7 protein-coding genes are annotated in these 10,972 nt (G+C 57.9%); 4 read left to right on the forward strand and 3 right to left on the reverse strand.

The window, feature by feature from the left end:
* Positions 1-530: 530 nt before the first annotated feature.
* Both BN871_RS29885 and BN871_RS26160 read left to right on the forward strand, forming a co-directional pair.
* On the forward strand, positions 531-1,352 hold the full coding sequence (locus tag BN871_RS29885) for an RHS repeat-associated core domain-containing protein (RefSeq protein ID WP_307721826.1): 822 nt from the start codon (positions 531-533) through the stop codon (positions 1,350-1,352).
* Positions 1,353-1,358: 6 nt separating this feature from the next.
* Positions 1,359-1,691, forward strand: coding sequence for a hypothetical protein (locus BN871_RS26160; protein WP_021882035.1), 333 nt, complete (start codon positions 1,359-1,361; stop codon positions 1,689-1,691).
* A gap of 469 nt (positions 1,692-2,160) precedes the next feature.
* Here the strand turns inward: BN871_RS26160 and BN871_RS08555 are convergent, their stop codons facing one another.
* The 3 genes from BN871_RS08555 to BN871_RS08565 form a co-directional block, all read right to left on the reverse strand.
* A complete protein-coding gene (locus BN871_RS08555; RefSeq protein WP_048745387.1) occupies positions 2,161-3,651 on the reverse strand; it encodes a carboxylesterase/lipase family protein in 1,491 nt (496 codons plus the stop codon).
* Positions 3,652-4,011: 360 nt separating this feature from the next.
* Positions 4,012-4,815 carry a flagellar motor protein MotB gene (locus BN871_RS08560; protein WP_021882146.1) on the reverse strand — a complete coding sequence of 268 codons (804 nt, stop codon included), beginning with the start codon at positions 4,813-4,815 and terminating at the stop codon, positions 4,012-4,014.
* Positions 4,799-5,620: a flagellar motor protein gene (locus tag BN871_RS08565; protein WP_048745388.1), complete on the reverse strand. Its 822-nt coding sequence runs from the start codon at positions 5,618-5,620 to the stop codon at positions 4,799-4,801. The genes BN871_RS08560 and BN871_RS08565 overlap by 17 nt, the downstream gene beginning before the upstream one ends.
* Before the next feature lie 365 nt (positions 5,621-5,985).
* Between BN871_RS08565 and uvrB the strand changes: the two genes are divergently transcribed.
* Positions 5,986-7,980: an excinuclease ABC subunit UvrB gene (uvrB, locus tag BN871_RS08570; RefSeq protein WP_048745391.1), complete on the forward strand. Its 1,995-nt coding sequence runs from the start codon at positions 5,986-5,988 to the stop codon at positions 7,978-7,980.
* A 113-nt stretch (positions 7,981-8,093) separates the two neighbouring features.
* Positions 8,094-10,972: excinuclease ABC subunit UvrA (gene uvrA, locus BN871_RS08575; RefSeq protein WP_048745389.1), on the forward strand; the 2,879-nt coding region annotated here is incomplete at its 3' end.

Consider the following 10,972-nt stretch of genomic DNA (forward strand, 5'->3'; position numbering starts at 1 on the left):
AAAATAGAAAACAACGCTTCGTTACCCATAAGTGTCATTAACATCTTCTACATAAATGATCCCACCGGCATTTTCTTCCAGAGCGCGAAAAATAACGGGCAAAGCGGCTTGTTCAGGTGTGTTGATTTGGGTTTCCATTATTTGAAAAGCTCCGTTCGTCGTTTGACTCAGATCCGAAACAGTCGCATCAATAATGTCCTGTGGCATTGTAATAGTCGACATAAAGCTGGACCTTAGATTTATACAAGCTCTGGACATTGACGGCAGTTTTGACCTTCAGCATTTTGTTCGGTTGAATTTTCACGATTTGATGGATGCCTCTAATGTCATATTGTTTAATCCACCATGCCGAGAGGTTAAAAGAGCGATTGCCTTCATATACGGGTAGATCCATTTTTGTCCCCGGGACTTTGATTCTATTAATCAGATTGCCATTTGCATCATACTTGTAAGTGGTTAAAACAACTGCACTAACCAGTTTTTGTTGAGTAAATAACAATTGTCCTCTATTGCTCAACGGACACGGAGATGTGACGGAGCTCCGTGACAGTACAGGGAACACCAGTCAAAACCAGTATCAGTACGATATTTGGGGCGGGCTCATCACAAGTAAAGAAACGAAGTCAAATCCATTCCTGTATTCTGGTGAATACTGGGACTCCATTGCTCGGATACAGTATCTGAGGGCACGCTGGTATGATCCGAGCGTGGGGCGGTTTATTATTGAAGATACGTATGAAGGGGAGATAAAGAATCCATTAAGTTTGAATCAGTATACTTATGTTGAGAATAATCCTTTAGTCGCTACTGATCCTAGTGGTCATGCAAGATTCGATCGTGATTTCCGAAGTGGAGCTTCGATGAACTTTAGAAGTTTGATTGGAGGTAATCCAGCGGTCAACGGTTCAAGCGGAGGAGGTTCCAGTGGTAGACTTCCGACGACAGTTATTCGTGGGAATACAGCCTCCGTTGCTAGTCTCCAACAGGAGCGGCTAATGTTACGGGAAATGAGAGTTTCCCAGGGTGCGGGAAATGCTTTAGTTAAAGACACTGGAAGCATTGCTAAGAACACCGCTAATTTGAGAACTTGGGCACAAGAAAAGGGATGGGTGAGACAAGATACTGCTGGTGGCGTCGAGCAATGGGGAGTAAAAGACGCCAATGGAAAATTTAGTTGGAGGTTGAAGCTGAAACCTGAAACAAGTACAAGGCCAGGACTGGAAGCAGGAAGCAATCAACCTCGCTTTGATGCTCGATTAGATGCTGAAGGAACACCGACATCATACATTAATCCATTTACAGGACAAATAGGTGGGTCGAGTGTCGGTACTCATATTCCATTAGGGAAGTGAAATATTATGAAGAAAGAGAAACTTTTAGAGATATTAAAAGACCCAACTGCATCAGATGCGGAAAAAGATGATGCAGTAATTGATTTAGGTATCAATTTTCAAGATACTGAGACAGTGGACATTTTAATACAATTGTCCAATGACAATAGCTATGATGAGATGATTGCAGCTAGCTGTGGTGAGTATTTAGGTCAGATTTGGCTGAATACGCAGCAAATAAATTATGAAAAGCTGTCTCAGTTAAAGGGGGTTGCATTAGCAGAGGTTCTTTCTCAAATTAAAGCGCAGCGCCCTGAGTGGTACAGAACATATTTGGAATTGTTCCCTCAATCATTATAGCTAACGTGCTTTGCCCTAAAGTTCATTTTCTTTAGGGCTTTTTTTTTTGGCGGGGGCTACCTAGTGCCGAATGAACCCAACATTCAACCAATAATACATCTAACCCATGTAATACCCGTATAAAGATATCTAGAATTTGTTGTGCGTACGTCATTGCTTGAATTTGTAACCTAAATAACGCTATGACGATACATCAAACAGGTCGATTATGGTCAGATACCACCATGATTGACCTGTTTTTTGTGAGCGATAGTTGGGATGCTTTACCGCTACAAGAATTTCTTCATTTATTTTCTACGCACATAAATACGTAGTAGCAAAAATTCTTCGCAACAAAACGGAAGGATAGTCCGACTACTTTTATTGTCAGGAAGTAACTGAACATTTACAACGGGAAGGTCACGTGTTAAAGGCTAGCCACCTGCCCCCCCAATTAAGCCCGAAATTCATGAAATGCTTTTCGCAACGGCTAGCTCCTCTTGGTCAGCCGCCGCCGCTTCTCCGCGTCCGGATCTAGCTCGACCCGGCTGTCGGCGTCGAAGATCATCGTCGCGCGCCTGGAGGCCTCGTAAGCCGGCCAAGCAAGCTCGGCGGTCGACGGATTTCCGGTGCGTGCGAACGCGATCCAGGCGTCCTGAACCTTTTCCGCCATAACGCGCATGCTCGCATTCACTTCAACACCAACATTCTGAAGCAGGTCCAGATTGTTGAACACGAACGGAATCTCCGCCGCGTGGAAGGCCTTTGCAAACACATCGTGCCCTTCGACAGTGAAATCGTACCGGTACATCCAAACGGGAGCGTACGGAAGCTGCGCGTCCGCCAGCAGCAGGGAGGAGCGCCAGAAGAAGAGATCCGTCATGAGCTGCTGCTGCCCTTCGGTCGTCCTCGGATAACCGCGCGTCCATTCCGCCGCCTCCGGCGCGCCCGTCACGGCGACATAGGCTTGCGCGTTCTTCTCGTCGGAGAGAAGCGGCATGCCGGGCGGGATGAACAAGGCGCCTTCATCGCGGTTGACGCCAATGAGAACATCGATGCCGGCGGCGGAGCCCGCCTCGATCAAGTTCTGCGGGAAGTCCGGCAGAGTCTTGCCGTCGACGACCGGCTGGAACAGCATGACGGCGGATTCTCCGGCAGCCCGCTTCAGCTTGTCCGCCGCTCGCGTCAGCTCGGACGTCGGGATATCCGCCAGCCGGTCCAGCTCGCCCGGCCCGATGCCAAGCATATGCAGGTAGGCTCCGGCGAGCACCGAGCCTTGCCGTTCCGGAAGCGCCTGGGAGGCGCCGCTCTGCAGGATGGCTCTCCGGAAAAGTCCTTTCGCAGCGGGCAGGGCCAGCAGGGCGGCGATGCTCATGCTGCCTGCGGATTCGCCGAACACGGTCACCTGAGCCGGATCTCCGCCGAAAGCGGCGATGTTGTCCTGCACCCACTCCAGCGCGGCGATCTGGTCGAGCAGGCCGGCGTTGGATACGTAACCGTCATCCGCATCCGAGCCGTCGGCGTAAGGAGACAGATGCAGGAAGCCGAGAGCGCCAAGACGGTAGCTGGTCGTGACGACGAGGAGGCCGCCTCTGCGGGCAAGTTCCGTCCCGTCATAGATCGGCAGTCCGCCGCCGCCTGTGACGAACGATCCGCCGTGGATCCAGACCATGACAGGCAGCGGCTTGGCCGAAGGCTCCTGCGGCGCCCACACGTTGACGTTCAGGCAATTCTCGGATTGCGGGATGGAGGTGCGCACGAGCCGGAAGCTTCCGCCGGACGGATCGACCGGCTGCGGCGCCAGCGGGCCGGGCTCGACAGCCGGGAGCATTCCTTCCCATGGCTGGGCGGGCAGCGGCTTGCGGAAGCGTCTGGCTCCGACGGGCGGCTCCGCGAACGGAATTCCCTTCCAGAATCGGACTCCTTTGCCGCGGGCTCCCTGAACCAGGCCGCTGCTCGTGCGGATAATGAGATCGTCCAAGCGTAACATCCTCTCTCTGCGAAGCATGATGCTTTCATTTTACCACTAAATCAATCCTTACCCCAACCGAGGTCCGGCGAACCCTGCGAGGCAGGGGCCGTATGGAACTTAGCGCGCTTTATCGGAGTTAAAGCAATGCCGATTTAGGGCTCTTCATCGGAGTTGAAAGGATGCCAATAAGGCTCATATCGAGCCTTAAAGCAAGGCATCAGAGGTCGTTGGAATGCAAAAAAAAAAGGCTCCTGAGGAGCCCTTAGATCTGATTGCAGCCTGCAAGAAGGCGACCAGCCCGCAGGATGCGTTCAACCCGTATGATGCGTCCAACCCTCACGACCGAAACGCTGTCCTGCCCGAGGCGTTCTATTTAGCCGCCGCATCGGCGCTCGTGCGCAGGACGGTGATTTCCACACGCCGGTTTTTGGAGCGGCCGCCTTCCGTGCTGTTGGAGGTGACCGGCCGCGTATCGGCGTACCCGGCTATCTCGAACTTGGTCGGGGCCAGCTTGCTGCTGCCGATGAAGTAGTGGAGCACGGACAGCGACCGGGCGGCCGAGAGTTCCCAGTTGTCGGCATATTGCCCGCCTGGATTGATGGGCAGGTTGTCGGTGTGGCCTTCGATGCTCACGGTGTTGTCCAGCGACTTGAACAGGCTCGACAGCTTGTCCAGCACCGGCGTCGCCTCTTTCTTGAGCTGCGCCCGACCGAGGTCGAACAGGAACAGGTCGTTCAGCCGGATGGCGATGCCCTTGGGCGTGTCGGCGACGTAGACGCGGTCCTGGAGCTTGTGGTCCTTGATATAGGTTTGGATGATCTTCAGCAGGTTCTGCAGCTCTTCCTCCTGCAGCCGCTTCAGCTGCTCCTTTCCCGTTTCCGCGCTGGAGACGACAGGCTTGGCTGGAACCGGGCTTTGAAGCGTGGAGCCGTCTTGTATCGCTTGACCGGCGACTCCGCGGCCGCCGTCCAGCACCGCATCCGATTTGTTGAACTGGAACTGGAGAGACTGCGCCAGAACCTCGTATTTTTTGACATCCAGCTGACTCATGGCATAGAGCACGACAAAGAAAATCAGCAGCAGCGTGATGAGGTCGGAATAGGTAATGAGCCAGCGCTCATGGTTTTCCGGGGCAGCCGCGGCCGCGCCGCGCCGCCTAGACCTCCGCCGCATTCCCGTCCGCCTTTCCCTCTGCCGCGTCCCGCGCCGCCTTCGGCTTTCTGCGCATCGGCTCGTCCTGGACGACGAAGGACTGCAGCTTCTTGCGGATCAGCTGCGGGTTCTCTCCGGCCTGGAGGCCCATGATGCCTTCGAGCATCATCTCCATGCGATGCACCTGCTCCTGGCTGCGGGAGCGGATTTTGGAAGCCAGCGGCAGGTAGACGACATTGGCCGAAGCGACGCCGTACAGCGTAGCCGTGAACGCCACGGCGATCGAGGAGCCGAGCGAGCCGGGATCATGCAGGTCGCCGAGCACTTTGATCAAGCCCATGACGGTGCCGATGATTCCCATTGTCGGAGCGAAGCCTCCCGCGCTTTCGAAAATTTTGGCCTGCTGCTCATGGCTCCGCTCCATCGCCTCGATCTCGAGCTCGAGAATGTCCTTGGTCAGGTCTGGATCCGTGCCGTCCACGACCATGAGGATGCCTTCGCGCAGAAAGCGGTCGTCGAGCTTGCCGGCATGCGTCTCCAGCGCCAGCACGCCGCCGCGGCGGGCGATCGTCGCCATCTCGGTCATGCGCTCGATGATCTGCTGCTGCGAATCCTCGTCCTTGCTGAAGGCGAGGCGAAGGGCGGATGGAATGCCGCGCAGGCGGGAGGCGGGGAAGCTGACGGCGACGGCGGCGAAGGTGCCGCCGAAGACGATCAGGATGGCTGTCTTTTCCACCAGGCCGTGCATTTCGCCGCCTTCCCAGAGGAAGCCGCCGACCAGAGCGGCGATGCCTGCCGCGATTCCGATTAGTGTCGTTAAGTCCATGAGGCCGTTCACGCTCCTTGAGTAGGTCCCTATATGGCAGAACGTCTTGCCGCCGCGGCGGAAGAAGCGTTCCTATAGAAAGGATTGCGGGTATAGATATAAATCCCTTGCCGAAGATGGAGAGGGCGTCCGGAAACAGGCTGGATTGCCAAAGTGTTCTCATTGCAAGCCAAGAAACGACTCGGTATAATGAATGGGAACAAATATTCTTATGAAATTCGGGGACGTCTACTTTATCGGCTCTCCGGGGTATACAGTTAAATAGGGAATTATTCATATAATAGTAGATTTCACTTGCTATACCGGGTCTTTGGGACCGGGTCTTTAGCTTCATATATAGAGGAATCGAGGTGTTTCAGAGCCATATGGCCGATACCGTACAGAAACTTTTCAACCTGAAGTCGGACTATACGCCCCAGGGCGACCAGCCCGGCGCGATCCAGAAGCTCGTCGAAGGGGTGCGGGAGGGACAGAAGCACCAGATCCTGCTCGGCGCCACCGGCACGGGCAAGACCTATACGATAGCCAACACCATTGCCAAGCTCAACCGCCCGACGCTCGTAATCGCCCACAACAAGACGCTTGCCGCCCAGCTGTGCAGCGAGTTCCAGGAGTTCTTCCCCGACAACGCCGTCTCCTACTTCGTCAGCTACTATGACTATTACCAGCCCGAAGCCTACCTCCCGTCGACCGACACCTACATCGAGAAGGATTCCAGCATCAACGACGAGATCGACAAGCTGCGCCACTCCGCGACCAGCTCGCTGTTCGAGCGCCGCGACGTCATCATCGTCGCCAGCGTGTCGTGCATCTACGGCCTCGGCTCGCCATCGGAGTACGGCAGCCTCGTGCTGTCGCTGCGCAAGGGGATGGAGAAGGGGCGCGACCAGATCCTGCACAAGCTTGTCGACATCCAGTACCAGCGCAACGACATCAACTTCGTGCGCGGCACGTTCCGGGTGCGGGGCGACATCGTGGAGATCTTCCCGGTCGCGAACAACGAGCGGGCGATCCGCGTCGAGCTGTTCGGAGACGAGATCGAGCGCATCACCGAGATCGACGTCCTGACGGGAGAGATCATCGGAGAGCGCGACCATGTTGCGATCTTTCCGGCCTCCCACTTTGTCACCCACGAGGACAAGATGAAGATCGCGCTTGTCAACATCGAGCGCGAGCTGGAGGAGCGTCTGGCCGAACTGCGCGAGCGGGGCAAGCTGCTGGAGGCGCAGCGGCTGGAGCAGCGGACCCGCTACGACATCGAGATGATGCAGGAGATGGGCTTCTGCTCCGGCATCGAGAACTACTCCGGACCGCTGACCTTCCGCGAGCGGGGAGCGACTCCGTATACGCTGATGGACTATTTCCCGGACGACATGCTCATCGTCATCGACGAATCCCATGTGACGCTGCCGCAGATCCGCGCCATGTACAACGGCGACCGCGCGCGGAAGGAAGTGCTGGTGGAGCACGGCTTCCGGCTGCCGTCCGCCATGGACAACCGGCCGCTGCGCTTCGAGGAGTTCGAGGCCAAGGACAAGCAGACGATCTATGTGTCCGCGACGCCGGGCCCGTACGAGCTGGAGACCGCTCCGGGAGAGCCTATCCAGCAGATCATCCGCCCGACGGGACTGCTGGATCCCATCATCGAGGTCCGTCCGACGAAGGGGCAGATCGACGATCTGCTCGGCGAGATCCGCGACCGCATCGCCAAGGACGAGCGCGTGCTCGTCACGACGCTGACCAAGAAAATGGCGGAGGATCTCACCGACTACCTCAAGGAGGTCGGCATCAAGGTCCGCTACCTGCACTCCGACATCAAGACGCTGGAGCGGATGGCGATTCTGCGCGATCTGCGCGTCGGCACCTTCCATGTGCTCGTCGGCATCAACCTGCTGCGGGAAGGCCTCGATCTTCCGGAAGTATCGCTGGTGACGATTCTCGATGCGGACAAGGAAGGCTTCCTCCGCTCCGAGCGGTCGCTCATCCAGACGATCGGACGGGCGGCGCGCAATTCCGAGGGCCGGGTCATCATGTACGGCGACAAGATCACCGATTCCATGAAGCTCGCGATCTCGGAGACTCAGCGCCGGCGTTCCATCCAGGAAGCGTACAACGAGAAGCACGGCGTGACGCCGACGACGATCCGCAAGCGGATCCACGACGTCATCGAGGCGACGAAGGCGGCCGAGCAGAAGGCCGACTATCTGTCCGGCGTCTCCGGCAAGCTCACCAAGAAGGAGCGCCAGCAGGTCATCAACCGCCTGGAGGCGGAGATGAAGAACGCCGCCAAGAACCTCAACTTCGAGAAGGCGGCGGAACTGCGCGACGCGCTTCTCGAGCTGCGGGCCGAAGACAGCTGAGCGGAGCGGCGGGATTCCCTGTTCAAAGGAGCGGCACTGCCGCTCTCTAATATAGAAGCAGCAAGGAGCGGCCTTTCGCGGCCGCCCTATTGGATATAGGAGGGTACCAGCCTGTGGCAAGCGACCGTATCGAGATCAAGGGCGCCAGAGCCCATAACCTGAAAAATATCGACGTGACGATTCCGCGCGACAAGTTCGTCGTGCTGACGGGCCTCAGCGGCTCGGGCAAGTCCTCGCTCGCGTTCGACACGATTTACGCCGAAGGGCAGCGCCGCTATGTGGAATCTCTGTCCGCATACGCGCGCCAGTTCCTCGGCCAGATGGAGAAGCCCGACGTCGATTCCATCGAGGGGCTTTCCCCCGCCATTTCCATCGATCAGAAGACGACAAGCCGCAACCCGCGCTCCACGGTCGGAACCGTCACGGAGATCTACGATTATCTTCGGCTCCTGTTCGCCCGGATCGGCAAGCCCCATTGCCCGGAGCACGGCATCGAGATTACGTCCCAGACGGTGGAGCAGATGGTCGACCGCATCCTGGAATATCCGGAGCGCACCCGGCTGCAGATTCTGGCCCCGATCATCTCCGGCCGCAAGGGCGAGCACACCAAGCTGCTGCAGGACATCCAGAAGCAGGGCTTCGTCCGCGTCCGCGTGGACGGCGAGCTGCGCGACCTGAGCGAGAGCATCGAGCTGGAGAAGAACAAGAAGCACAGCATCGAGGTCGTCGTCGACCGGATCGTCGTCAAGGAGGATATCCGGACCCGTCTCGCCGACTCGCTGGAGACGGCGCTCAAGCTGTCCGAAGGCCAGGTGATCGTCGACATCATCGATCAGGAGGAGCTGCTGTTCAGCTCCAACCTGGCTTGTCCGATCTGCGGCTTCAGCATCGACGAGCTTTCGCCGCGGATGTTCTCCTTCAACAGTCCGTTCGGAGCCTGCCCGGAATGCGACGGCCTGGGCGCCAAGATGATCGTCGATCCGGATCTGCTCATCCATGATCCGGGCAAGACGATTTCGCAAGGTGCTTTCGAGGCATGGGCGGGCAGCACGTCGAACTACTACCCGCAATTCATGGCCGCCGTATGCAAGCATTACCACATTCCGATGGACGTGCCGGTCAGCGAACTGACCGCCGAGCAGATGAAAAAGCTGATGTACGGCACGGGCGGGGAGCGGGTCAAGTTCCAGTATGAGAACGACTTCGGCTTCCGCAAGGAGGCGTATGTGCCGTTCGAGGGCGTCGTGAACAACCTGGCCCGACGCTACCGCGACACGGCCTCCGATTCCATGCGCGAGTATATCGAGGAATACATGAGCGCCAAGCCTTGCGGCAGCTGCAAAGGCCAGCGTCTCAAGAAGGAGAGTCTAGCGGTTACGGTCGGAGGGCAGAACATCGCCTATACGACCTCCTTGTCCATCGGGGACGCGCAAGACTTCTTCGGATCGCTCGATTTGAACCAGAAGGACCGGACGATCGCGAATCTCATTCTCAAGGAAATCAACAGCCGGCTCGGCTTCCTCGTCAATGTCGGCCTGAATTACTTGTCCATGTCTCGGGCGGCGGGGACGCTGTCGGGCGGCGAGGCGCAGCGGATCCGTCTGGCTACCCAGATCGGCTCCAGCCTCATGGGCGTTCTCTACATCTTGGACGAGCCCAGCATCGGGCTGCACCAGCGCGACAACGACCGGCTGATCGGCACGCTGGAGCATATGCGCAACCTCGGCAATACGCTCATCGTCGTCGAGCATGACGAGGACACGATGCTGGCCGCCGATTACATCATCGACATCGGGCCTGGAGCCGGCATTCATGGCGGCCATGTCATCGCCCAAGGCACGCCGCAGGAGGTCATGAAGGACGAGAATTCCCTGACCGGCCAATACCTCAGCGGCCGCAAGTTCATCGCCGTGCCGCAGAAGCGCCGCAAGACCGACGACCGCTGGCTGGAGATCCGCGGGGCCAAGGAGAACAACCTGCGGGGCGTCAACGTCAAGGTTCCGATCGGCGTATTCACGGCCGTTACCGGCGTATCCGGCTCGGGCAAGTCGACGCTCGTCAATGAGATTCTGTACAAGACGCTTGCCAGGGATCTCAACCGCGCGAAGGTCCGTCCCGGCGAGTACAAGGAAATTCGGGGACTGGAGCAGATCGACAAGGTCATCGACATCGACCAGTCGCCGATCGGCCGCACGCCGCGCTCCAACCCGGCGACCTATACCGGCGTCTTCGACGATATCCGCGACGTCTACTCCTCCACCAACGAGGCCAAGGTGCGCGGCTACAAGAAAGGCCGATTCAGCTTCAATATCAAGGGAGGCCGCTGCGAAGCGTGCCGCGGCGACGGCATCATCAAGATCGAGATGCACTTCCTGCCGGACGTGTACGTGCCATGCGAGATCTGCAAGGGCAAGCGGTACAACCGCGAGACGCTGGAGGTCAAGTACAAGGGGCACAGCATCGCCGACGTGCTGGATATGACGATCGAGGACGCGACGGAATTCTTCCGCAACATTCCGAAGATCCACCGCAAGCTGCAGACGCTGATGGATGTCGGCCTGGGCTACATGAACATGGGCCAACCGGCGACGACGCTGTCCGGCGGCGAAGCGCAGCGCGTGAAGCTCGCCTCCGAGCTGTACCGGCGCAGCACGGGACGCACATTCTATATTCTGGACGAGCCGACGACGGGTCTCCATATGGACGACGTCGACCGTCTGCTTCAGGTGCTGCATCGCCTCGTCGATTCCGGCGAGTCTGTGCTCGTCATCGAGCATAGCCTCGACGTCATCAAGACCGCCGACTATCTCATCGATCTCGGACCGGAGGGCGGCAGCGGCGGCGGCATGATCGTCGCGACGGGCACGCCGGAGCAGGTCGTCAAGGTAGAGGGCTCGTACACGGGCAAGTACCTCGGCCCGGTGCTGGAGCGCGACCGCAAGCGGACCGAGGAAGCGGTCGCCCGCGCCGAGGCGTCCGGAGCGGCTGCCGA

Source organism: Paenibacillus sp. P22 (assembly GCF_000469945.2).
Lineage (GTDB): Bacteria > Bacillota > Bacilli > Paenibacillales > Paenibacillaceae > Paenibacillus_O > Paenibacillus_O humicus.

What these genes read in the sequence shown, in the direction of transcription:
- BN871_RS26160 (WP_021882035.1), top strand. Translation starts at nt 1,359, where the DNA reads ATGAAGAAAGAGAAACTTTTAGAGATATTAAAAGACCCAACTGCATCA.
- BN871_RS08560 (WP_021882146.1), bottom strand. Translation starts at nt 4,815, where the DNA reads ATGCGGCGGAGGTCTAGGCGGCGCGGCGCGGCCGCGGCTGCCCCGGAA.
- BN871_RS08565 (WP_048745388.1), bottom strand. Translation starts at nt 5,620, where the DNA reads ATGGACTTAACGACACTAATCGGAATCGCGGCAGGCATCGCCGCTCTG.
- uvrB (WP_048745391.1), top strand. Translation starts at nt 5,986, where the DNA reads ATGGCCGATACCGTACAGAAACTTTTCAACCTGAAGTCGGACTATACG.